Genomic DNA, 21825 nt, shown 5'->3' with positions numbered 1-21825 from the left:
GGGGCCGCCGTCAAAACGGCGCCGGCCATAGAGGACACCGCTAATGGACAAGTCCACCTTCGAAAACCCCAAAGTCGTCATCTCCGGCCCCATGCACGGCTCGCTGCGCCATGACTCAGCGCACAAGCATGTCACCGGAACCGCCGATTATATCGATGACATTCCCGAACCCGCCGGCCTCCTGCACGGTGCGCTCGGCCTTTCCGACCGGGCCCATGCCGAGATCCTCAGCGTCGACCTTTCCGAGGTCGCCGCCTATCCGGGGGTGGTCTGGGTTTTCACCGGCGAGGACGTGCCCGGCGTCAACGACACCAGTTCCAACGGCAGCCATGACGAACCGCTGCTCGCCGAAACTCTAGTTCAATTTCACGGCCAGCCGATCTTTGCCGTAATCGCCGAAACACGCGACGCGGCCCGCCGCGCCGCGCGGCTGGCGAAGATCGATTATCGCGACCTCACGCACTGGCACGATATCGACGGCGCGCTCGCCAATGGCGGCCCGCTGGTCATCACCCCGATGACGCTCCAGCGCGGCGAGCCGGAAACGGAAATGCCGAATGCCGCCATGCGGCTGAAGGGCCAGATGCGCATTGGCGGACAGGAGCATTTCTATCTCGAAGGCCATATCGCCGTGGCGATCCCCGGCGAGGATGACGAGGTCACCGTCTGGTCTTCGACCCAGCATCCGAGCGAAATCCAACACATCGTCGGCCACGTGCTCGATATCCCTTCGAACGCGGTCACCGTCAACGTGCGCCGCATGGGCGGCGGCTTCGGCGGCAAGGAGACGCAGGGCAGTCAGTTCGCAGCCCTTGCGGCGATCGCCGCCAAGAAGCTCGGCCGTGCCGTCAAATTCCGCCCGGACCGCGACGAGGATATGAGTGCCACCGGCAAACGCCATGATTTCCTGGTCGATTACGAAGTGGGCTTCGATGCCGAAGGCCGCATCCACGCGGTCGACGCCACTTACGCGGCGCGCTGCGGCTTCTCCTCCGACCTCTCCGGACCGGTGACCGACCGCGCGCTGTTCCATGCCGATTCCAGCTATTTCTATCCGCATGTGCATCTGCAATCGAAGCCGCTGAAGACACACACCGTCTCCAACACCGCCTTCCGCGGCTTTGGCGGGCCGCAGGGCATGCTCGGCGCCGAGCGCATCATCGAGGAGATCGCCTATGCCCTCGGCAAGGATCCGCTCGATATCCGCAAGCTGAATTTCTACGGCCAGCCGGGCTCCGGGCGCACGCTGACCCCTTACCATCAGGAGGTCGAGGACAATATCATCGCCCGCGTCGTCGACGAGCTGGAGGATACGTCAGGCTACCGGGCGCGGCGCAATGCCATCATCGGCTTCAACCGCGACAGCCGCTATATCAAGAAGGGCATTGCCCTGACGCCGGTGAAATTCGGCATCTCCTTCACCATGACCGCCTTCAATCAGGCCGGCGCCCTCGTCCATATCTATCAGGACGGCTCGATCCACCTCAATCATGGCGGCACCGAAATGGGTCAGGGCCTCTATACCAAGGTGGCGCAGGTGCTGGCCGACAGCTTCCAGGTCGATATCGATCGGGTCAAGATCACCGCGACGACGACCGCCAAGGTGCCGAACACCTCGGCCACCGCCGCTTCCTCCGGCTCGGATCTGAACGGCATGGCCGCTTATGACGCCGCCCGCCAAATCAAGGAACGGCTTACGGCCTTTGCCGCCGAGAAATGGGATGTCGGGCCCGCCGACGTCGTCTTCCTGCCGAACCGCGTGCGCGTCGGCGAGATCGAAATTCCCTTCCCCGACTTCATCAAGCAGGCCTATTTCGCCCGCGTCCAGCTGTCTGCCGCCGGCTTCTACAAGACGCCGAAGATCCACTGGGACCGCAAGGCCGGCCGCGGCACGCCCTTCTATTATTTCGCCTATGGCGCCGCCTGCACCGAGGTCTCGATCGATACGCTGACCGGCGAATATCTGATCGACCGCACCGACATTGTCCACGATGTCGGCCGCTCGCTGAACCCGGCGATTGACCTCGGCCAGGTCGAGGGCGCCTTCGTCCAGGGCCTGGGCTGGCTGACGACGGAAGAACTCTGGTGGGACGACAAGGGGCGGCTGCGCACCCATGCGCCATCCACCTACAAGATCCCGCTCGCCTCCGACCGGCCGAAGATCTTCAATGTGCGCCTCGCCGAATGGTCGGAGAACGCCGAGGCCACCATCGGCCGCTCCAAGGCCGTCGGCGAACCACCTTTCATGCTGGCGATCTCGGTGCTGGAAGCGCTGTCGATGGCGGTCGCCAGCGTCGCGGATTACAAGGTCTGCCCCAGGCTCGACGCCCCGGCGACGCCGGAACGAGTGCTGATGGCGGTGGAGCGGATGAAGCGGGTGTAGGATGGTAAGACGTCCGGCTGGCTTGTTGTTCGAGCGGAACAGGCAGAGTGGGCACCCCCCTCTGTCCTGCCGGACATCTCCCCCACAAGGGGGGAGATCGGCAAGACGACGGCCCTTCGCCCATATTGCCCTGACAGCGGATTATCAAGATCCAGTTTTAGGCCGTCGTTTCCCCGTCTTGGGAAGCCCGCGCCTCATGCCGATCTCCCCCCTTGTGGGGGAGATGTCCGGCAGGACAGAGGGGGGTAACACAGCCACTTACCCCTCGGCCATCCTCCCATGACCGACCTCCCCACCTTCCTCGCCGCCCACCCCAACAGCGTCCTCGTCGACATCACCGAGACACAGGGTTCCACCCCGCGCGAGGCCGGGGCCTTCATGCTCGTCTCGCCAACCGCGCTGTGGGGCACGATCGGCGGCGGACAGTTCGAATTCATGGCGATCCACAATGCGCGGGAGATGCTGGCGGGAACCGGCGGCGCAGCCACCATGGATATCCCGCTCGGCCCCGAGATCGGCCAGTGCTGCGGTGGGCGTACACAGTTGCGGTTCCGCCAATTGACGCCGACGTTGAAAGCCGAGGTCGAAGCCACACGTGCCGGCGAAATCGAGCGTCTGCCCGAGGTGCTTCTCTTCGGCGCCGGCCATGTCGGCCGTGCGCTGGCAGCTGCCCTTGCGCCGCTGCCGCTGTCGGTCACAGTGGTCGAAACCCGCCAGGAAGAGCTCGCCAATCTGCCGGCGGCGACGAAGACCCGCCTCGTGCCGATGCCGGAAGCGCTGGTGAAGGATATTGCCGCCGGCGGCGCGGTCGTCATCCTGACGCACGACCATGCGCTGGACTTTCTCATCGCCCGTGAAGCGCTGGCCAGGGAGGATCTCGCCTATACCGGCATGATCGGTTCAGCGACCAAACGCGCCACCTTGGCAAGCTGGGTTTCCCGCGAAGGCGGCGAACGGGGCTGGATGAAGCGATTGACGCTGCCGATCGGGGGCTCGGCGGTCAGGGACAAACGCCCTGAGGTGATCGCCGCCATGACCGCCGCCGAAATCCTGGCGGCGCTGGCGGCCTATCGCTTGCAGGCGTCCTCGTAAAACGGATCGCGTCCATCGAGGAAACCAAGATCGCGCTTGACGCGGTCCGGCGCAGCATCGAGATCGAGGCGGGGCAGCCGGCAGAAACGGCCGACCAGCCGTCCGGCAAGACGCTTGAACACACCCACGCTCGGCTGCGAGCGCTTCTCTTCGATAGCAAAGCAATCCATGACATCACCTCGTCAGTTTGATGGTATGAGTTGCAGTTTGCCGCGGAAAATGCTGCAATTCCAATCGAACGACCGTCTGCCTGCATCAAGAGAACTTATCCATGAAACTCTCGAAACAATTCCCGCTGAATGCGCTGCGCGTCTTCGAGGCCGCGGCCCGGCTCGGCAGTTTCACCAAGGCCGGCGACGAACTCGGCATGACGCAGACGGCCGTCAGCTACCAGATCAAGCTGTTGGAGGAGAATGTCGGCGAGCCGCTCTTCCTGCGCCGTCCCCGCCAGATCGCGCTGACGGAGACCGGCGAACGGCTGGCGCCGAAAGTGACCGAAGCCTTCGCCATGCTGCACGACGCGATGGCGACGGCGCGCGACAGCGTCGAAGGCACGCTCGCCATCAGCTCGACCCACACCTTCGCCTCGAAATGGCTGGCGCCGCGCCTCGGCTCTTTCCATTTGAAGCATCCGGCGATCGCCGTGCGCTTTCAGGCGAGCTCCGATATAATCGACTTTTCCCGCGAGCCGATCGATGTCGCCATCCGCTGGGGCGACGGCAACTGGCCCGGGCTGGCGCTGCACCGGCTGTTGGGGCTGGAGTTCACCCCGATGCTGAGCCCAAAGCTGGCGGAATCGGCCGGCGGGATCAAGGAGCCGCGTGATCTCCTGAAGTTCGATCTCTTCGACGCCGGCGACATCTGGTGGAAACAATGGTTCGAGGCAGCCGGCGTCACCGACACGGATCTCGATCGCCGCCCGCGCAACCAGCTCGGCTCCCAAGCGGTGGAAGCCGATGCGGCGATGTCAGGACATGGCGTCGCCATCCTCAACCCGGCCTTCTATGCGGCCGAGATCGCGCTCGGCCGGCTCTACCAGCCCTTCGAGCTGACCCGCAGCGACGGCAAGGCCTACTGGCTTGCCTATCCAGAAAACCGCCGAAACGTGCCGAAGATCAAGGCCTTCCGCAATTGGATCCTCGAAGAGATGAAGGCGGCCGGCCATTAGATCATCACGGATTGGACCCGGTTCATCGGCCGGGTCCACTGTTGTGATACTCGTCTCAAAATCCCATCTCGGGCGCATAAAAACAGCGCGGCGTATCCTCGTTCGGAAACAGACAGAGATGATAGTCGTTGTCGCCGGATTGCATCGCCTTTGTCATCGGCAGCAGGAAGACATGCGCGTGGGTGACCAGCCGGTGGTCGCCCGGCAGCAACGTTACGCGATATCCGCCCGGCGTCACCGCCACGCTTTTCGAAGGGATCATCTGGCAGTCGCCATTATGACTGTCGCCGTTGCAACAATACGGGTCATAACTCCACCCCGAGGGTGCGTCGTGAGCCGTCGCCAGCGACGCATATGCAATCATCACACACGTCAAAATGCTGCGCATGGCATCTTCTCCGTCGATGAATGCGCCGCCGCTGATCCACTGTTCTTATTTCATTCCGGCGGCCTTAAACATAACTGTAACCGAATTGTCATGGTTTCAAGACCTGCTGCATGAGCAGACCGAGTATAAGCCGGAGATAAATACACACCTTCTCGGCAGCTTTTAGGCACAGGAGAGCAGTTCGACGATGCGGCCGCGATCGGCAGCTTCGACAAAACCGCCGGAAATCATCAGCGGAGCGCCGAAGACTTCGACGAGCCCGTTGCCGAGGATCAGACCTTCGCCGTCCCTGCATGCGGGAATGAGATTTGCCGTCCTCTCGCTATAGCGCAACAGCGAGGGGAGATAGTCGGGATCGTCATTCACATGCGGAAAGAACTCGGGAAGGCACCACATCGGAAGCCGCGACATCCCGCACGGCATCCGGCGAACCGCCGGTTCTTCAATCTCCTCTTCCCTCCCCGTCAAAATTTCCGCAAAGTCGCGAGTCGGAGGAAGCTAGGGGAATTCGATGTATGAATATGCCATAGCATGGGAATGGCTGGCCTTCGCGGCACGCTGGTTCCATGTCATCACCGCGATCGCCTGGATCGGATCGTCTTTCTATTTCATCGCGCTCGATCTCGGACTGGTGAAACGGCCGCATCTGCCGCCCGGCGCTTATGGCGAGGAATGGCAGGTCCATGGTGGCGGCTTCTATCATATCCAGAAATACCTGGTGGCGCCGGCGCAAATGCCCGAGCACCTGACCTGGTTCAAATACGAAAGCTATTTCACCTGGATCTCCGGCTTTCTCATGCTCTGCATCGTCTATTACGGCGGCGCCGACCTCTTCCTCATCGACCGGCATGTGCTCGACATCAGCCCGCCGGTCGCCATCGCGATCTCGCTGGCATCGCTGGCTTTCGGCTGGCTCGTCTACGACCTCCTCTGCAAGTCGCCCCTCGGGCGCAACACCTGGGGGCTGATGGCGGTGCTCTATGTCGTGCTCGTCATGATGGCCTGGGGCTATACGCAGCTTTTCACCGGCCGCGCCGCCTTCCTGCATCTCGGCGCCTTCACCGCGACGATCATGTCGGCCAATGTCTTCATGATCATCATCCCGAACCAGAAGATCGTCGTCGCCGACCTCATCGCCGGCCGCACACCCGATCCGAAATACGGCCAGGTCGCCAAGCAGCGTTCGCTGCACAACAACTATCTGACCCTGCCCGTCATCTTCTTCATGCTGTCGAACCACTATCCGCTCTCATTCGGAACACAGTTCAACTGGGTGATCGCCGCGCTGGTCTTCCTGATGGGCGTTACCATCCGCCACTGGTTCAACACGACCCATGCCAGGAAAGGCCGGCCGACCTGGACCTGGATCGTCACCGCCATCCTTTTCATCCTGATCATGTGGCTTTCGACGGTGCCGAAGCTGCTGACCGGCGAAACGGACGCTGCGGCGGTGGCACCCGCCTTCCAGCAATTCGCCGGCGATCCGCATTATCCCGCAGTCAAGCAACTGGTCGCGACACGCTGCTCCATGTGCCACGCGGCCGAGCCCGCCTATGAGGGCATCGTGCGAGCACCGAACGGCGTCGAGTTCGAAAACGACGCTGATATCGCCGCCCATGCCCGTGAAATCTATATACAGGCAGGCCGCAGCCATGCCATGCCGCCCGGCAACATCACCGATATGACGCCGGACGAACGCAAGCTGCTCGTCGCCTGGTTCGAAAGCGCAGTCGAAGGCAAGAAACAATGACGACGACACTCCTGCATGGCCGCCTGCTGTCCTTTCATCGCGCGCCGCTCACTCTGGTCGACAGCCAGAGCTATCTCTACGAGGAAGATGGCGGTCTGCTGATCGAAGATGGGCTGATCGCGTCGGTCGGCCCCTATGCCGACGTCAAGGCTAAGGCAGCCGCTGACGTGGTCGAGATTGATCACCGCCCGCATCTGATCCTGCCCGGCTTCATCGACATGCACCTGCATTTTCCGCAGATGCAGGTGATCGCCTCCTATGCCGCCAACCTGCTCGAATGGCTGAACACCTATACCTTTCCCGAGGAATGCCGTTTCGTCGAAAGCGCACATGCTGAGAGGATCGCCACGCATTTCTACGACGAACTGATCCGCCACGGCACGACGACGGCGGTCGCCTATTGCTCCGTACACAAGACCTCCGCTGACGCCTTCTTCGCCGAGGCGATGAAACGCAACATGCGCATGGTCGGCGGCAAGGTGATGATGGACCGCAACGCGCCGCAGGGCCTGCTCGACACGCCTGAGATGGGCTATGATGAGACCCGCCAAGTCATAGCGGACTGGCACGGCAAAGGCCGCAATCACGTCGCCATTACCCCGCGCTTCGCCATCACCTCGACGCCGGCGCAGATGGAAGCGACGTCAGCGCTTGCCCGCGAATTCCCCGATCTGCACATCCAGACGCATCTTTCGGAAAATCAAGACGAGATCAAATTCACCTGCGAGCTCTATCCCGAGGCGATCGACTATACCGACATCTACGCCCGCTACGGCCTGCTCGGGCCGAAAAGCCTCTTCGGCCACGCCATCCACCTCTCGGAACGCGAAGCCGATGTCATGAGCGAGACGGGTTCGGTCGCCGTCCATTGCCCGACTTCTAACCTCTTTCTCGGCTCCGGCCTGTTCCCGCTGAAGGCGCTGGCGCGACGCGAAAAGGCGGTCCGCATCGGCGTCGCAACCGATATTGGCGGCGGCTCCAGCTATTCGATGCTGAGGACGATGGACGAGGCCTACAAGATCCAGCAGTTGCTGGGGGAACGGCTGAACCCGCTGGAAAGCTATTACCTGATGACCCGCGGCAATGCCGAGGCACTGTCGCTGGCAGACCGGATCGGCACGCTGGACCCCGGCACCGACGCCGATCTCGTCGTCCTTGATGCCGCAGCGACCCCGGCCATGGCGCTGAAGCTGGAAGCGGTGAAGACCCTGCCCGAGGAACTCTTCCTCTTGCAGACGATGGGCGACGACCGGGCGATCGCCGAAACCTATGTGGCGGGTCTACCTATGAAAGCGGGGCTTCGATGACACCCGCTTGCTCCCAAATAGAAGCCTTCGGACGACTGTATCTTTCGTTCCACCCGCGGCCCGAAGCAGCCTAATGCCAGGATTTCCCCTAACGCTCCTCGAAATGTCGTGTTAGGCCGGCTGATTGCATTTAGATGTGAAGGTTCAATTCATGGCCACTCCGCTCACGATCGCCGATCTGAAAGAACTCGCGCGGCGTCGTGTGCCGAAAATGTTTTTCGATTACGCGGATTCGGGCGCCTGGACGGAGTCGACCTATGCGGCGAATGAGAGCGATTTCAGCCGGATCAAGCTACGGCAGCGGGTGATGGTCGACATGACCGACCGCACGCTGGAAACGACGATGATCGGTCAGAAAGTTTCGATGCCGGTGGCCTTGGCGCCGACCGGCCTGACCGGCATGCAGCATGCCGATGGTGAGATGCTGGCGGCGCGGGCTGCCGAAGAGTTCGGCGTTCCCTTCACACTGTCGACCATGAGCATCTGCTCGATCGAGGACGTCGCATCGGTGACGACGCGCCCCTTCTGGTTCCAACTCTACGTGATGAGGGACAAGGATTTTGTTCTCGGCCTCATCAACCGCGCCAAGGCCGCCAAATGTTCGGCACTGGTTCTGACGGCCGATCTGCAGATCCTCGGCCAGCGTCACAAGGACCTCCGCAACGGCCTGTCGGCGCCGCCGAGATTCACGCCGAAACACGTCTGGCAGATGGCGACCCGGCCGTTCTGGTGCCTGGATATGCTGCAGACCAAGCGCCGTACCTTCGGCAACATCATCGGCCATGCCAAGAACGTCTCCAACATCACCTCGCTCGCCGCTTGGACGCACGAGCAGTTTGATCCGCGGCTCTCCTGGGCCGACGTCGCCTGGATTAAGGAACAATGGGGCGGGCCGCTGATCATCAAGGGCGTGCTCGATCCGGAGGACGCCCGGGCAGCCGCCGACACCGGCGCCGATGCGATCGTCGTCTCCAATCATGGCGGCCGCCAGCTCGACGGCGCCCCCTCCTCGATCAGCATGCTGCCCGCCATCGTCGATGCCGTCGGCGACCGTATCGAAATCCATCTCGACGGCGGCATCCGCTCCGGCCAGGATGCGCTGAAGGCCGTAGCACTCGGCGCCAAGGGAACCTATATCGGCCGCCCCTTCCTCTACGGCCTCGGCGCCATGGGCAAGGAGGGCGTCACGCTGGCGCTCGGCATCATCCGCAAGGAGATGGACATCACCATGGCGCTCTGCGGCAAACGCGACATCAACGACGTGAACGCATCGATCATATCGAGGCAAGCCTGAAGCAGAGGTATCGGCACCGCCTGAACGCGCCGATGGCCGGGAAAACCCGCCACACACCCAATATGCAATTCAGGCTGGCGGCGGGGCATGGCTCGCATTGAGCTGAAGGATCGCTAAAATCCCGAGATAAAGGACGAGCGCCAAACGCTGCTGCCAGACGATGCGGCGCGATCCGGCAATCCGCTTTTCGAGGCCGGGCGGCGTCCTGTCAGGCTTGCGAAGCTGCATTCGGGACAACAGGTCGTCGACGGCGGCAAGGCCGGCGGCCTCTGTCTCGTGGCTCGCCGCGAGGCGAAACAACAGCGTATCGAAGAGGAGATGGATCGCCAGTGCAAGCACAATCCCGCAGAAAACGAGCATCAGGAGCCAGCCCAGCATTGGAGCCACACCCGGATACCCCGCGATCATCGGGCCGGCGATCAGCGGCAACAGTGCTGTCAGCCCGCAGAAGATTGCATTGCGACCGAGATCTCGAGCCGCCGCGGAGGCCGCGGTTTTCCACTGCATCATTGCACGCTCTCCGACACAGCATGGATACGTTCCGCGGGCAGATGAACACGTCGCCCCGCGCGTTCGATCAGTTGCAGTGCTTCGGCTGAATTTTCGCAACGTCGGCTGATGATCAGCCAGCATGCGACGACGCTGGCGCTCCGCTGGAAACCCAGCGCACAGCAGACGAGGACCGGTCCCTCGTGACGCACAGCTTCGATAACATCAGCCGCGGCTCGCGCCTGGATCCTGTCGAGACCTATAAGATCGAGGGCGGGAAAGCTGCACCAGCGCGCAAGCGTCCCGCTCGGGCGCTGCAGTTCGCCGGTCATGTCGATCACCGTGGCAAAACCGTCGGCCTCGTGGCGCCGTGGAAAACGACCGAGATGAACGCCATCAGCGATCACCACCGATGCCGGCATTTTGCGTGTCCAGAACCAAACATTGATGATGGCGGCGAGCCGATAGGGCGCCAGCAGCCAGCGGCTGGCAAGCGGGGCCCGGCCATCGGCACGTTTCAGGAATATTTGCGGACCGGCGCCGAAATATCCGGCGGCGACGATCGCCAGCGCAACGGCCGGCCAGAGCAACAGGAGTGCCGCGGGTGATCGAGGAGTACAGAGCGCCGCAAGGCCGAGAAATGCGACGGCACCGCCCAGGTAGCAGATGCCAAGACGGCGCGACTTCGGATCGCCGCTCAAAGTGAAATTCGCAAGAGGGGAAGCAGCATCGCGCGGAAAAAGCCAACCGGCAAACAGCCCGAGCAGCATGCCGGTCGGTATGTCCATGACGTGATGCTGCCAGGTCGTCAGCACGGAGGCGCCGATCAGGAAGCACCAGCAGTGCCAGAGAAGTCGCACCCGGCGCGGCAACCGGCCGCGCAGATGGTCCCAGATCACCACCAGCAGCGCGACATGCAGTGACGGCGCCTGGTTGAACGGCTTATCGAAGCCACCGAGGACGGCGAACATGAAGCCGGGCAGGCCGCTCGTGGCCGGTCGTACGAAGGTCGCTTCGAGAGGAAAGGCGATAAAGCAGATGATCGCTATTATCTGGATCGTCAGGTAGCGCCTCGCGAGCATATCCACATCGCGCGGCGTCGTGTTGATGAACAGGCAAAGTGCGTAGAACAGGTTGATCGACCAGTATGGAATGATCGTCCATGCCAGGAACGGAATGGCGCTTTCCCATGCGAAGGCGATGTTCGGCACATGAGCGCGTTGCGATGCCAGCCAATTGGCGCCGCCATAGGTCAGATAGAAGAACGGCGCCAGGAAGACGAGCCAGAGCGCCGCCCGCTTCAGGACCGGCGCTGACTGGGAAAGAGTAGAACGTGCCTGCCCCAACGGCTTTGCCCTCAGATTCTCTCCGCCAGCGAGACGGTGAAAATGCCCCACTGGTCGATGCGCTGTTCGATCTTGCGGAAACCGGCTGCGGCGACCAGTTGGTCCATTTCTTCTTGCGTCCGCCGCCGCATCACCCACGCTTGGCCGCCGCGATGGGAGGTCAGGGCGCGGGCGATCATCTCCAGTTGTGGGTGCCATGGCTGGTTGGTGTAGATGAGCAGGCCACCCGGCTGCATCGCGCGGGCGATCCCGCTGAGCGAAGCGGCAATCATCGCATTGTCGGAAAAAAGCTCATAAAGGCCGGAGACAATTGCGAGATCCGGAGCCGGCGTGATTGCAGCCAGCCCCTCGCCGTCAAAGGCATCCTGCTGGCGAAAGCTCACGAAATCACCGAGCCCGCGCGCAGCAATGCTGTTGCGGCCGGCGTCGATGTTGATGGGGGAATAATCCTGCAATCGCACACTATCGGGACGCACGGCAGCCGCCTCGATCGCATCGAGGACATAACGGCCGTGCCCAGCCGCTATGTCGAGCATATGGGTGCTGCGGCCGGCTGCTTTCAGGCGCTGCAGCCCGTCCTCGATCAGCTCCTGCAAATGCAGCTTGCGCTGCCTGATGCCGCGCCAGCCGATCGCCTCGAGAAACACCTTGTCGATCAACCGCCCGCCGGGACCGAGCCCCTGCGGCTTGTTCTCATAGACGTAATCGAGCGTCGAACCGGAATCGAAACCGGTCTTGACCCCGGTCTTTATGCCGTCCGATACCAATGCGCCGAGCCTGATGTTGAGACGGCTGAGCGCCCAGTAGATGCCGCGTGGAGACGTGGCGTCCAGAGGGCTGGCGAGGCGGTCCGCCTCATCCTTGGTATAGCCTTGGACATGGGCGGTGCGAAGGTCGGCAGGCGCCCGGGGCTCGGCGAACCGCGCATCGATAAAACGGCGGACCTCGGCGAGCGCAATCGCACGGTCCCTCTCACCCAGCGTGTCATGATAGAAGCCGGCAAGCACATGCCGCTCCTTGATGCGGCTGCCGAGATTTTCGTAGAACCGGTGCTGCGGCGCGTGTCGCACCACCCAGTCGCTGCCGGAGATCAGCAGTTGGGTCGGCACGGTGATGGCGCGGGCGTCGTCGACGACGCGGGCCGCGGCTTCGTAAAGCTGCAACAGAATGTTGGAGGCGATCGGCCGGGTGATCAGTGGGTCGGCTTCAAAGGAGGCGATGCGCTCGGGATCGTGCGTCAGAAACCTCGCCTTGACATAGGAATTGACGAAGAATGTCCCCTTGAGCTTTTCCCAGAGCGCAATGCCTTCCCTCGCAAAAGGCACGTAGAGCTTGACGCTGAAGGCCGGTGAGGCCAGCACGAGCGCACGGATCTGCGGCGCATAGTCGTGCACCCAGGTGGTGGCGAGGACCGCGCCGACGCTCTGCGCAATGACGGCAATGTCTGTAACGGCAGTCCCGCTTGTCTCGCTGACATGGCGGACGAAGCAATCGAGATCACGCACCGAGGCTGCGAAGGATGGCGAATAGCCGCGTTCTCCCGGTGAACGTCCATGGCCGCGTGCGTCCCAGGCGAACAAGGCAAAATCATCGAGACCGAGCTCGGCGGCAAGATGCGCGACCCGGCCGCTATGCTCGTGGCCGCGATGAAGAAGAATGATTGCGCCCTTCGGTGCAGCACCGGTCGCAGGCCACGTCCGATAGAAGAGTCGCGTGCCATCATGCGACACGAATTCGGATTCACGCATCGGCCTGGCCGTCGAGGACGGTTGCCTGATATCGGCAGTTTGCAGCACGGTCTACTCCTATTCTGATCGGTTGATGGGTTGCAACCATTGGCGGAACAGTGGTTTGCATTCATTGCAAAAGTCTAGTCGCAAATGTAAGCCCTATACGAGAACCGATATGAAGTATCGGCTTCCCCACAAGCACGACGTTCTGCACCGCCGGAGCTGGGATAGATTTTTCCGATGCCGCGAAACTCCACTGAGGTAGCATGTCTGTTTATCAATTGAAGTCCCGGTTTCAGAATATCCTTCGTCCTCTGGTACGCGCGCTGGCGGCGCGAGGCATCACGGCCAATCAGGTGACGACTGTTGCCGCGGCCGTCTCGGTTGCACTTGGCCTTTTCCTGAGTGTCGTTCCGCTTCCGCAGTGGTTCCTGCTGGTGCCTGCATGGTTTCTCCTGCGCATGGGTCTCAATGCCATTGACGGCATGCTCGCGCGCGAACATGGGCAAAAGAGCATTTTGGGCGCCTATCTCAACGAGATCGGTGACGTCGTGTCGGATACCGCCCTGTATTTGCCGTTTGCGCTCCTGGATCCGAACGGCCTGATGCCGGCAATGGTTGTCATATTCCTGTCAGTGCTGACGGAATTTGCCGGTGTATTGGGTCAAACGGTCGGCGCCAGCCGGCGTTACGACGGTCCCCTCGGCAAGAGCGACCGTGCGGTGCTTTTCGGCGCGCTCGGCATCTTTATCGCCGTTGGCGGCACGTTTGCAGCATGGACTGCGTGGCTTTGGGCAGTGGTGGCACTCCTTCTGGTATGGACGATCATCAACCGTATCAGCGCCGGTATTCGCGAGGCCCGCACGGCCGCTCGGTAGGAAGCGGAGCCGATCCGCCGGCGGTTCGTCGACCGGCAATGTGATCCGGGGCTGTCGAACGCTGTTTCTTGCGAATTGCATCTTCCGGTCCCTCCTTCTTCCGACGATAAGCCAAACAAAAGTTGTATATTTTGCGCAACTCCTCTTGAAAGCACAAAAGCGGTGCTTTATGTTTTTATCCATGGCACCCACGAGCAAGACATCGCATCCATCGCTATTGCGCTACATGCTGGCGCCTGACGGCCAGGCCCGCCTAGCGCTGGACGACACCATTGCCGCCTATCGCAGGATGACCGACATCCTGACCGAGCTCATCGACGACAAAGCGGGCGCCAATCTGGTCGTTTTGCATGAGCTTGCCTATGAAACCGTCCGCGAGCAGACGGGCCTGCCGGCGCGGCTGGTGACGCTCGGCCTGCGCGATTTCGCCGCCAATCGGGGCATCATCCCCGATCCGCTGCAACTGCCGCTTGATGACAAGCTCTTCGCCATCAAAGGCCCCTCGGACCTCACGATCGCCACGGTGCACGGACGCGTTGCCGTGCCCTTCGATGTCGCGGGCTATTCCAGGGGATGGGAGAGTATTTTTCCCGCATACCTTGTAGCGGATCACGATCGCTACGAGATTAACATCGGCGTCACGCCGAATTCCGCTCGGATGGAGGAAAACATGACGAATGAAGGCATTCTTTCACGCATGGGTCGCCTGATCGCGGGCATCGCCAATGCAGCGATCGACAAAGCGGAAGGCGTCAACAAGATCGCGGTCATCGAACAGGCGATCCGCGAAATCGATGCGGCCGCGGAGGAAGCCCGCGCCGATCTCGGCAAGGCGCGCGCCGAGGAATATCGCATCCAGAGCCGCAAGGACGAAATCGCCGAAGACATGAATGCGCTCGATGAGAAGATCCGCCTGGCGGTCTCCTCCGGGCGCGACGATCTCGCAAAGGCCGGCGTCGCCCGTCAGATCGATCTCGAATCCCAGATCGCAGCACTCGACAAGGCGCTGGCCGATGCGAGCGAGCAGGTGGATGAGGGCCAGAAAGCCCTGCAGGCCGTGCTCGCCACGCGCCGCGAGGCCGACGCCCGTCTTGCCGATTTCAAGCGCAGCATCGCCAGGCATCCCGAAGAGGCTCTCGCCGGCCACAACAGACCGACGCCGGGCGCGGACGCCGCCCGCGCCGCCGCGGCGGTCTCGCGGCTGACCGGCGTTCCATCCGGCGAACATGCCCATGGTTCCGAACTGGACGAACTCGACCGATTGCACCGCGAGCAGGCGATAGAAGCCCGCCTCGCGCGTTTCAAGGCGGATAACCGGTAACGCCGATGGGACTTTTTCTCGCTCCTGAATGCCTTCCCTTTGCGATCGCCGCCGCCGTGCTTGTCGGCCTGACCGTGATCGAGATGCTCGCGACGGTCATGGGCTTTTCGATCACGGAGCTTCTCGGAAAACCGGATCTCCACGGACATGACGGCATTGCGGGCTACCTGTCGTGGCTCAATGTCGGCGGCGTTCCCCTGCTCATTCTCCTGATGATGGCGCTCGGCTTCTTCGCCATTGCGGGCTTTGCCGTACAGGCGGTCGCCGGCGCTTTCTGGGCCCCACTGCCCGCTGCTGTCGCCGTCGTTCCCGCCTTGACGGTCACCTTTCCCATGGTCAGGGCATCGAGCCGGACGGTGGCGCGGATCGTCCCGCATGACGAGACCTATGCCGTCGATCTCGACACCCTTATCGGCCGGACCGGAGAAGTGTCGCTCGGCCCGCTCGATCAGGGACTGCCTGGTCGCGTCCGGGTCAAGGACCAGCACGGGAACTGGCATGTTCTGAGAGCCAAGGCTGCAAAGGGCGAGGACCCGCTGAAGATCGGCACGCAGGTTCTCCTCGTCGATCGCAAGGCGGATGTGTTTATCGCCATTCCAGCACTGGTGGATCCCATCGGTGCAAACAATCAATCTTTCAGGGAGCAGCCATGATGTACGACATTCTTCTACCGGCCGGCATTACCATCGTCCTGATCTTCGGCATCGGCTTTGTCCTCGCCTCTCTCTACACGCGCTCCAGCCGTGACGAGGCCTATGTCCGCACCGGACTCGGCGGCCAGAAGGTCGTGCTCGACGGCGGCTCCGTCGTCCTGCCGATCTTCCACTCGATCGCCAGGGTGAACCTGAAGACGCTGCGCCTCGAAGTCCGCCGCGGCGAAGGCGATGCGCTGATCACCAAGGACCGCATGCGCGTCGATATCGGCGCCGAATTCTACGTACGCGTAAAGCCCGACGGCTCCTCGATCGCGCTGGCCGCCCAGACGCTCGGCAGCCGCACCAACGACGCCGAGGCGCTCCGCATCCTGATCGAAGCGAAATTCGTCGACGGCCTTCGCTCGGTGGCTGCGACCATGAATCTCGACGCGCTGCAGGAGCAGCGCATGGACTTCGTCAAGGCCGTGCAGGAAGCCGTCGGCGCCGATCTCCAGTCGAACGGTCTCGAGCTCGAATCCGTCTCCCTGACACGCCTCGACCAGACCGATATCAAGCATTTCAACGCCAACAACTTCTTCGATGCACAGGGTCTGGCGGCGCTGACGCGCATCACCGAGGGCCGCAAGAAGGAGCGCAACGAGATCGTCCGCGATACCGAAGTCGCCATTGCGCAGAAGGATCTGGAGGCCCGCCAGCAGTCGCTCGCCATCGAGCGGACGAAGCGGGAAGCCGAGCTCAGCCAGGAACGCGACATCGCCAATAAATCCGCCGCGACGCGCGCCGAAACCGCCCAGCAGGAGCAGGCGGCAAAACGTGCCGAAGAGGAAGCCCGCATCGCCTCCGAGCAGGCGATCGCCGAACGTGAGGCGGCCGCCAAGCAGGCCCGCGAAAGCGCAAACATCGATGCGGCCCGCGCCGTCCAGCAGCGCGATACCGAAGCCAAGCGCGACCTTCAGATCGTCGCCCAGGAGAGCGCCATCGCCGTTGCCAACAAGAGCCGTGAAGAATCCGAGGCGAAGGCGACTGCCGAAACGGCCCGCGCTCGGGCAATAGCGGCAGAGGAAAAAGTCGGCACGGCCAAGGCGATCGAAATTGCCGAGCGCGAAAAGCAGATCGCGGTGATCGACGCGCGCAAGAAAGCCGAAACCGAAGCGACTGCCGTGACCGTCGGCGCCGAGGCCGAGAAGCAGGCCGCGATCGATCAGGCGGAAGCCATCAAGACGCTCGCGACCGCCGAAGCCGATGCGGCCATCATCAAGGCCAAGGGCGTTCTCGAAACCGGCAAGGCCGCCGCGGAAAGCGAGGCCTTGCTCAATGAAGCCCGCAACAAGCTCAGCCAGACCATCATCGAGTTCGAGATCACCCGCGAGCGCATCCGCATCATTCCCGAAGCACTTGCCGAGGCGGTCAAGCCGATCGAAAAGATCTCCGACATCAGGATTTTCGACACCGGCGGCATGCTCGGCCGCGGTGGCGCGAACGGCGACAACGGCATCGGCATGGGCGACGGGCTGGCCGGCCAGCTGCTCGCCTACCAGGCCAATAAACCGATCCTCGACAAGCTGTTGAAGGAAGCCGGCTTCGAAGGCGACAATGCCATCTCATCCCTGCTTGGAAGTCTCGACAGCGCCAAGCCCGCGGCCCCACCTGTCGTATCGGCCGCACCCGCGCAGGCGGCTATCGCCGCTGCTCCTCCGAAGGAGTAATCTCCTATCGCGCGCGAAGGTGGCCGGCTACCGCAGCCAGCCGGTCGCCAGCGCACTCGCCCAGTCGGGCCGGCGGTTTTCCGCAGCCAGTCTCGACATCGCAAGATTGTCATAGGCGACGTTGCGGAACTGCCACGTCCATCCCGCAGGCGTTTTTTCCAGAATGGCATAGCCGGCCAGCGGATGGCCGGCTTCGACCTTGTGATAATAGGGCAGATCGTCGTCATAGGCAGGGCAGCCGACGCTGCCGGGATTGACGATCAGCCGGCCGTCGGAGAGACGGACGGCGCGGGGAATATGCGTGTGCCCGCAAAGGATCAGTGGCAGGTCTATGCCCTCAGCCAACGCCTCGATCGTTTCGATCGGCTTCGGGGAAACGATGCCCTCCGGCGAGACGGACTCCAGCCAGTAGACATTGTCGTCTTTGGGCGTTGCATGACAGAGATAGGCCTCGCCGCGATAGACGGCATCGAATGGCAGGCTGCGCAGCCAGTCGAGCTGGGATGGCGACAATTGCCGATAGGCGGCGGCATCCGAGGCATGCATGGAAGCCGGATTCTGCTCAACCAGATAGCGGTCGTGATTGCCGCGCACCGACGTCAGGCCGAGCGGCATCAGCAGATCCGCCGTCCGTCCGGCCTCCAGCGGCCCGCTGAAGACATCGCCGAGATTGACGATCTCCTCGACGCCTTCGGCGCGAATATCGGCCAGCACCGCCTCGAGCGCCAAATGGTTGCCGTGGATATCGGCGATGGCGGCAAAACGCATCTCTAACTGCCCCGATAGGTGGAATAACCATAGGGCGAGATTAGTAGCGGCACATGGTAATGGGCCGTGACGTCGGCAATGCCGAAACGGATTGGCACCAGATCGAGGAAAGCCGGATGTGGCAGCGGCGTGCCGCAGGCCCTGAGATAATCGCCGGCGTGGAAGACCAGTTCATAAATCCCCACGCGGAAATGTTCGCCGGCGAGGATCGGGCCGCCATCGATCCGGCCGTCGGCATTGGTCGCGACCGTCTTCAGATGCCTGCGGATCTCGCCCTCGAGCTGGAAAAGATCGATCCTGAGGCCCTTGGCCGGCTTGCCGAGGGTGGTGTCGAGAACATGCGTGGTCAGTCCGGTCATGGGGCTGGCTCTTTGATGACGAAGGGGGTTTCGAAGAAGAATTCTTCCAGATTGTTGCCCGGTCCGTCGCGATCGACGACCAAGAAATCGGAGGGCTGGCCAAGCGCCATCAGCGGATGATGCCAGACATTGCGGCGGTAATTCACCCCCTGATCCCCGCGCGCGAGAAACACCTGCGGCCGGCCGGGCGCCCGTTCTCATCGTCGGAGACGACGACGAGAAAGGGACGGCCGGAAAGCGGCGAGAAGCTCTGGCTGCCGAAAGGATGGCGCTCCATCATGTCGACATCATAGGGAAAGCTGCGCGGCTGGCCGCGAAACAGATTGATAATGACGTGCGCGCCCTCGCCCGCCGCCTCGGCTGTGGCCAGCGCATGAAAACGCTCGGTCGTGCCGCCATTGATCAGCCGCATCGAGGCTGGATCGGCTTCGATCACCTCGCCGTACGGGGCGAAGGTCGATCTGGTCAACGGACGAATGTCGAGAAATTCGGGCAACGGCTTCACTCGCCTTCGGCATGCCAGTGACGAATGGCATCGATCTCGACAAGAAGTTCCGGCAGCGTGCGATAGGTTGCCTCCCAGATGTCGGAGGGATCGAGCGCGAAGACGTCTTCGAGAATACGGTTGCCCGTGCCGCAGATTTTCGTCCAGGGCAAAGTGGGATGCTCGGTGGCAAATTCCGGATGGGTGACGAGCAGGCGGGATGCAGCTGCGCCGATGGTGAAGTGGCAGAAGGCAACGGCCTTGAAAGTGAGATTGTCCTCGGCGAAGGCCGCCTCATCCATTCCGCCGACAAAATACAATGCTTCGGCGGCCGCCTTCTGCATTTCATTGAGATAGTCGATAGCACGCGGCTCGCTCATTCACCCTCCGGCAACATCGATGTCAGGCGCAGCAGTGCGATCCGTTCGACCTGCGCCGTTGCGGTCACGAATTCTTCATCCCGGCCATTACCGATCCTCTTCTCGAAGGCCGAAAGGATGTCGTCCTTGCCGAGCCCTTTGACGGCGATGATGAAAGGAAAGCCGAATTTTTCGACATAGGCCGAATTGAGTTCGCTGAAGCGGGCATGCTCGGCCGGGCTCAGCCGGTCGAGACCGGCTCCCGACTGCTCCTTGCGGCTGTCTTCGGTGAGTTCTCCTGCGATCGCCAGGCGCCCGGCGAGATCGGGATGGGCGCGGAGCACGCCGAGACGCTCTTCCCGGCTTGCCGCCCGGAAGATGGCGGCAAGTGCCGCATGCACGCCTGATGCCGTCAGTGGCTCCCTCACGCTGCCGTTGTCATAGGCGCGCTCGGCGATGAAAGGCGAATGTTCGAAGACGCCGCCGAAGCGGGAGACGAAATCCTCGCGCGATATCATCAGAGCGCGTCCGGCTGATGCTGCTGGTGCCAGTGCTCGGCAATCTCGATGCGGCGCGGAATCCAGACCTTGTCGTGCTTCAGCACATATTCGATGAAGCGCTTCAGCGCCGCCGCCCGGCCGGGCCGTCCGACGAGGCGGCAATGCAGGCCGACCGACATCATCTTCGGGCTGCCCGCCTTGCCCTCCTCATAGAGCGTGTCGAAGGCATCCTTCAAATAGGTGAAGAACTGATCGCCCGCGTTGAAGCCCTGCGCCGTGGCAAAGCGCATGTCGTTGGTTTCGAGCGTATAGGGAATGATCAGGAAGGGTTTCCCGTCGACACCCTTCACCCAGTAAGGCAGGTCGTCGGCATAGGAATCGGAGGAATAGAGGAAACCGCCCTCCTCCTGCACCAGCCGAAGCGTGTTGTCGGAAGGCTTGCCCTGATACATGCCGTAAGGCCGCTCGCCGGTCAGTTCGGTGTGCAGGCGCACGGCCTCAAGAATGTGCTTGCGCTCGAGATCCTCGGGGAAATCCTTGTATTCCAGCCAGCGGTAGCCATGGCTTGCGATCTCCCAGCCGGCCTCCTTCATGGCGGCGACGGCCTCGGGGTTTCGCGCCATCGCCAGCGTCACGCCGTAGACGGTCGCCTGCACCTTGAGATCGGTGAACATCCGCCAGAGCCGCCAGAAGCCGGCCCGCGAGCCATACTCGTAGATCGATTCCATGTTGAGATTGCGCTGCCCCGGCCAGGCGGCTGCGCCGACGATTTCCGACAGCAGGTTTTCGGAAGCCGGATCGCCGTCGAGGATCGAGCTTTCGCCACCCTCCTCGTAATTGATGACGAACTGCACGGCAACGCCTGCCTCGCCCGGCCATTTCGGATCGGGCGTCTGACGCCCGTAGCCGACGAGATTGCGCGGATAAGTCTCGGATACCATCAAATCACCTTCCGAAAAGACGGGGAACGGTATCATCCGCAGCCGGAATGTCGAGACGGAAACTGCGCGGCAGAATTTATCCTTTCGGAACAATCGCTTAGCTTAACGCTTACTCAGGCGATCCTGCGGGCGCTGACCTTGCCCATGGGATGCAACGAATGGACGCGGAAGGGACCGCCGGTACCCTCTTCGATCATCAATGCCACGTTCGAAACCATCACCGGCTCCCTCAGGACGGGCTCGAAGATCGTTCGCAGCGCCGGTTCGATGCGGGGCATGTCGATTGCGTTGATGGAGCCTGTCACCGGCATATGGAAGCGGAACTCGTCCATGACATAAGGATTGCCCCAACGATGCAGATTGGCGAACTGCGCCGCCGACAATCCATCCGGATCGCTGCGCTCGATGTCAGCTTCGCTCAACGGCGCGCGGTAGCGATCGAACTCCTGGACGATCGCCGAAGCCAGATACTGGATCTGCTCACAAGGAGCGCTCGGCATCAGGCTGTAGAAACTGCCGAGCCGGGCAATTTCGAGACGTGAAATCTGGAAGGGAGCGAATGTCCCGGCAAAACGCATGAGATCGCGCAGGAGTTGCGATTCTGACATATCGCCGGACAGATGGAACGGCGCCTTCAGGACGCCGTGGAAACCATAGCGCCGCGGCACGGCTGTATGGAAGGCGATCTCGTGAATGCCGAGGCCGCGGACCGCTGGAGGCTCCAGCATATCGCCGGAAAATACGTTTCGACCGAGCCAATTGGCGGCCACGAGCGACAGCGGGTCGCTCGCCGGAGGCGTGAAGCAAATGGCATAGCGCATGCAATTTCCTCCATCAAGGAAGTGAGCGCCGCTGAAATTGGGCGCTGCCGATGCGCAAGCAGATAGGTGATTTGCATGACAGAAT

The 21825-nt window shown here is 62.2% G+C and carries 21 protein-coding genes and 2 pseudogenes; 10 read left to right on the top strand and 13 right to left on the bottom strand.

The window, feature by feature from the left end; all coding sequences use genetic code 11:
- Positions 1-43 precede the first annotated feature (43 nt).
- Complete coding sequence (gene xdhB, locus MHI61_RS07765; RefSeq protein ID WP_239791562.1) at positions 44-2383, top strand: xanthine dehydrogenase molybdopterin binding subunit; 2340 nt, start codon at positions 44-46, stop codon at positions 2381-2383.
- Between the two features lie 279 nt (positions 2384-2662).
- Positions 2663-3475, top strand: a complete 813-nt coding sequence (xdhC, locus tag MHI61_RS07760) for a xanthine dehydrogenase accessory protein XdhC (protein WP_239791561.1) — start codon at positions 2663-2665, stop codon at positions 3473-3475.
- Here xdhC and MHI61_RS07755 read toward each other — a convergent pair.
- On the bottom strand, positions 3451-3645 hold the full coding sequence (locus MHI61_RS07755) for a hypothetical protein (RefSeq protein WP_239791560.1): 195 nt from the start codon (positions 3643-3645) through the stop codon (positions 3451-3453). The two genes, xdhC and MHI61_RS07755, sit on opposite strands and share 25 nt — an antisense overlap.
- A gap of 101 nt (positions 3646-3746) precedes the next feature.
- On the opposite strand from MHI61_RS07755, the gene MHI61_RS07750 reads away from it, so the two are divergent.
- Positions 3747-4643 (top strand): LysR substrate-binding domain-containing protein, encoded by an 897-nt coding sequence (locus MHI61_RS07750; RefSeq protein ID WP_239791559.1) that lies wholly within the window; start codon positions 3747-3749, stop codon positions 4641-4643.
- Between the two features lie 55 nt (positions 4644-4698).
- On the opposite strand, the gene MHI61_RS07745 is transcribed toward MHI61_RS07750, so the two are convergent.
- Positions 4699-5031, bottom strand: coding sequence for a hypothetical protein (locus MHI61_RS07745; RefSeq protein WP_038690579.1), 333 nt, complete (start codon positions 5029-5031; stop codon positions 4699-4701).
- A gap of 162 nt (positions 5032-5193) precedes the next feature.
- Positions 5194-5470 (bottom strand): annotated as a pseudogene (locus tag MHI61_RS07740) (peptidase E); the annotation flags it as partial.
- A gap of 72 nt (positions 5471-5542) precedes the next feature.
- Between MHI61_RS07740 and puuD the strand changes: the two are divergent.
- The 3 genes from puuD (at position 5543) to MHI61_RS07725 (ending at position 9382) form a co-directional block, all read left to right on the top strand.
- Positions 5543-6781 carry a urate hydroxylase PuuD gene (puuD, locus tag MHI61_RS07735; protein ID WP_239791557.1) on the top strand — a complete coding sequence of 413 codons (1239 nt, stop codon included), beginning with the start codon at positions 5543-5545 and terminating at the stop codon, positions 6779-6781.
- The gene (guaD, locus tag MHI61_RS07730; protein WP_239791556.1) at positions 6778-8088 is read left to right on the top strand and encodes a guanine deaminase; all 1311 of its coding nucleotides are present in this window, start codon (positions 6778-6780) and stop codon (positions 8086-8088) included. The genes puuD and guaD overlap by 4 nt, the downstream gene beginning before the upstream one ends.
- Positions 8089-8239: 151 nt before the next feature.
- Positions 8240-9382: an alpha-hydroxy acid oxidase gene (locus tag MHI61_RS07725; RefSeq protein ID WP_239791555.1), complete on the top strand. Its 1143-nt coding sequence runs from the start codon at positions 8240-8242 to the stop codon at positions 9380-9382.
- Between the two features lie 69 nt (positions 9383-9451).
- Here MHI61_RS07725 and MHI61_RS07720 read toward each other — a convergent pair whose 3' ends face one another.
- Genes MHI61_RS07720 through MHI61_RS07710 form a run of 3 tightly spaced genes read right to left on the bottom strand, consistent with a single transcriptional unit; the run spans position 9452 to position 13013 of the window.
- Complete coding sequence (locus MHI61_RS07720) at positions 9452-9892, bottom strand: hypothetical protein (RefSeq protein ID WP_239791554.1); 441 nt, start codon at positions 9890-9892, stop codon at positions 9452-9454.
- Positions 9889-11217: a phosphatase PAP2/dual specificity phosphatase family protein gene (locus tag MHI61_RS07715; protein WP_239791553.1), complete on the bottom strand. Its 1329-nt coding sequence runs from the start codon at positions 11215-11217 to the stop codon at positions 9889-9891. Before MHI61_RS07715 ends, MHI61_RS07720 begins: the two co-directional genes overlap by 4 nt.
- Positions 11218-11228: 11 nt before the next feature.
- Positions 11229-13013 carry a bifunctional alpha/beta hydrolase/class I SAM-dependent methyltransferase gene (locus tag MHI61_RS07710; RefSeq protein WP_239791552.1) on the bottom strand — a complete coding sequence of 595 codons (1785 nt, stop codon included), beginning with the start codon at positions 13011-13013 and terminating at the stop codon, positions 11229-11231.
- A gap of 200 nt (positions 13014-13213) precedes the next feature.
- On the opposite strand from MHI61_RS07710, the gene MHI61_RS07705 reads away from it, so the two are divergent.
- The 4 genes from MHI61_RS07705 (at position 13214) to MHI61_RS07690 (ending at position 17508) form a co-directional block, all read left to right on the top strand.
- On the top strand, positions 13214-13825 hold the full coding sequence (locus MHI61_RS07705; protein ID WP_239791551.1) for a CDP-alcohol phosphatidyltransferase family protein: 612 nt from the start codon (positions 13214-13216) through the stop codon (positions 13823-13825).
- A 181-nt stretch (positions 13826-14006) separates the two neighbouring features.
- Positions 14007-15146: a PspA/IM30 family protein gene (locus tag MHI61_RS07700; RefSeq protein ID WP_239791550.1), complete on the top strand. Its 1140-nt coding sequence runs from the start codon at positions 14007-14009 to the stop codon at positions 15144-15146.
- 5 nt (positions 15147-15151) lie between these two features.
- Positions 15152-15799: an OB-fold-containig protein gene (locus MHI61_RS07695; protein ID WP_239791549.1), complete on the top strand. Its 648-nt coding sequence runs from the start codon at positions 15152-15154 to the stop codon at positions 15797-15799.
- Positions 15796-17508 (top strand): flotillin domain-containing protein, encoded by a 1713-nt coding sequence (locus MHI61_RS07690; RefSeq protein WP_239791548.1) that lies wholly within the window; start codon positions 15796-15798, stop codon positions 17506-17508. Before MHI61_RS07695 ends, MHI61_RS07690 begins: the two co-directional genes overlap by 4 nt.
- A 27-nt stretch (positions 17509-17535) precedes the next feature.
- On the opposite strand, the gene MHI61_RS07685 is transcribed toward MHI61_RS07690, so the two are convergent.
- From MHI61_RS07685 to MHI61_RS07655, 7 genes and pseudogenes are all read right to left on the bottom strand, one after another.
- Positions 17536-18276: a metallophosphoesterase family protein gene (locus MHI61_RS07685; RefSeq protein ID WP_239791547.1), complete on the bottom strand. Its 741-nt coding sequence runs from the start codon at positions 18274-18276 to the stop codon at positions 17536-17538.
- Between the two features lie 2 nt (positions 18277-18278).
- Entirely contained in the window at positions 18279-18635 is a 357-nt protein-coding gene (gene uraH, locus MHI61_RS07680) for a hydroxyisourate hydrolase (RefSeq protein WP_064684440.1), read from the bottom strand.
- Positions 18632-19131: pseudogene (locus MHI61_RS07675) on the bottom strand (ureidoglycolate lyase). The gene uraH and the pseudogene MHI61_RS07675 overlap by 4 nt, the downstream one beginning before the upstream one ends.
- A 5-nt stretch (positions 19132-19136) precedes the next feature.
- Complete coding sequence (locus tag MHI61_RS07670) at positions 19137-19499, bottom strand: HepT-like ribonuclease domain-containing protein (protein WP_010027740.1); 363 nt, start codon at positions 19497-19499, stop codon at positions 19137-19139.
- The gene (gene uraD / locus MHI61_RS07665; protein WP_239791546.1) at positions 19496-19996 is read right to left on the bottom strand and encodes a 2-oxo-4-hydroxy-4-carboxy-5-ureidoimidazoline decarboxylase; all 501 of its coding nucleotides are present in this window, start codon (positions 19994-19996) and stop codon (positions 19496-19498) included. Before uraD ends, MHI61_RS07670 begins: the two co-directional genes overlap by 4 nt.
- On the bottom strand, positions 19996-20919 hold the full coding sequence (gene puuE / locus MHI61_RS07660) for an allantoinase PuuE (protein ID WP_239791545.1): 924 nt from the start codon (positions 20917-20919) through the stop codon (positions 19996-19998). Before puuE ends, uraD begins: the two co-directional genes overlap by 1 nt.
- 113 nt (positions 20920-21032) lie before the next feature.
- Positions 21033-21740 carry a DUF1045 domain-containing protein gene (locus MHI61_RS07655; RefSeq protein ID WP_010031288.1) on the bottom strand — a complete coding sequence of 236 codons (708 nt, stop codon included), beginning with the start codon at positions 21738-21740 and terminating at the stop codon, positions 21033-21035.
- Between the last annotated feature and the right edge of the window lie 85 nt (positions 21741-21825).

This window comes from Rhizobium sp. K102 (genome assembly GCF_022385315.1).
Taxonomy (GTDB): Bacteria; Pseudomonadota; Alphaproteobacteria; order Rhizobiales; family Rhizobiaceae; genus Rhizobium; species Rhizobium croatiense.
This window is presented reverse-complemented; position numbering and strand designations above follow the sequence as displayed.

Coding starts and splice junctions, on each gene's coding strand:
- xdhC (WP_239791561.1), top strand. CDS start 2,663: ATGACCGACCTCCCCACCTTCCTCGCCGCCCACCCCAACAGCGTCCTC.
- guaD (WP_239791556.1), top strand. CDS start 6,778: ATGACGACGACACTCCTGCATGGCCGCCTGCTGTCCTTTCATCGCGCG.
- MHI61_RS07720 (WP_239791554.1), bottom strand. CDS start 9,892: ATGATGCAGTGGAAAACCGCGGCCTCCGCGGCGGCTCGAGATCTCGGT.
- uraD (WP_239791546.1), bottom strand. CDS start 19,996: ATGATATCGCGCGAGGATTTCGTCTCCCGCTTCGGCGGCGTCTTCGAA.
- MHI61_RS07690 (WP_239791548.1), top strand. CDS start 15,796: ATGATGTACGACATTCTTCTACCGGCCGGCATTACCATCGTCCTGATC.
- MHI61_RS07745 (WP_038690579.1), bottom strand. CDS start 5,031: ATGCGCAGCATTTTGACGTGTGTGATGATTGCATATGCGTCGCTGGCG.
- puuD (WP_239791557.1), top strand. CDS start 5,543: ATGTATGAATATGCCATAGCATGGGAATGGCTGGCCTTCGCGGCACGC.
- MHI61_RS07725 (WP_239791555.1), top strand. CDS start 8,240: ATGGCCACTCCGCTCACGATCGCCGATCTGAAAGAACTCGCGCGGCGT.
- MHI61_RS07705 (WP_239791551.1), top strand. CDS start 13,214: ATGTCTGTTTATCAATTGAAGTCCCGGTTTCAGAATATCCTTCGTCCT.
- MHI61_RS07750 (WP_239791559.1), top strand. CDS start 3,747: ATGAAACTCTCGAAACAATTCCCGCTGAATGCGCTGCGCGTCTTCGAG.
- xdhB (WP_239791562.1), top strand. CDS start 44: ATGGACAAGTCCACCTTCGAAAACCCCAAAGTCGTCATCTCCGGCCCC.
- MHI61_RS07655 (WP_010031288.1), bottom strand. CDS start 21,740: ATGCGCTATGCCATTTGCTTCACGCCTCCGGCGAGCGACCCGCTGTCG.
- MHI61_RS07755 (WP_239791560.1), bottom strand. CDS start 3,645: ATGGATTGCTTTGCTATCGAAGAGAAGCGCTCGCAGCCGAGCGTGGGT.
- puuE (WP_239791545.1), bottom strand. CDS start 20,919: ATGGTATCCGAGACTTATCCGCGCAATCTCGTCGGCTACGGGCGTCAG.
- MHI61_RS07695 (WP_239791549.1), top strand. CDS start 15,152: ATGGGACTTTTTCTCGCTCCTGAATGCCTTCCCTTTGCGATCGCCGCC.
- MHI61_RS07700 (WP_239791550.1), top strand. CDS start 14,007: ATGGCACCCACGAGCAAGACATCGCATCCATCGCTATTGCGCTACATG.
- uraH (WP_064684440.1), bottom strand. CDS start 18,635: ATGACCGGACTGACCACGCATGTTCTCGACACCACCCTCGGCAAGCCG.
- MHI61_RS07685 (WP_239791547.1), bottom strand. CDS start 18,276: ATGCGTTTTGCCGCCATCGCCGATATCCACGGCAACCATTTGGCGCTC.
- MHI61_RS07670 (WP_010027740.1), bottom strand. CDS start 19,499: ATGAGCGAGCCGCGTGCTATCGACTATCTCAATGAAATGCAGAAGGCG.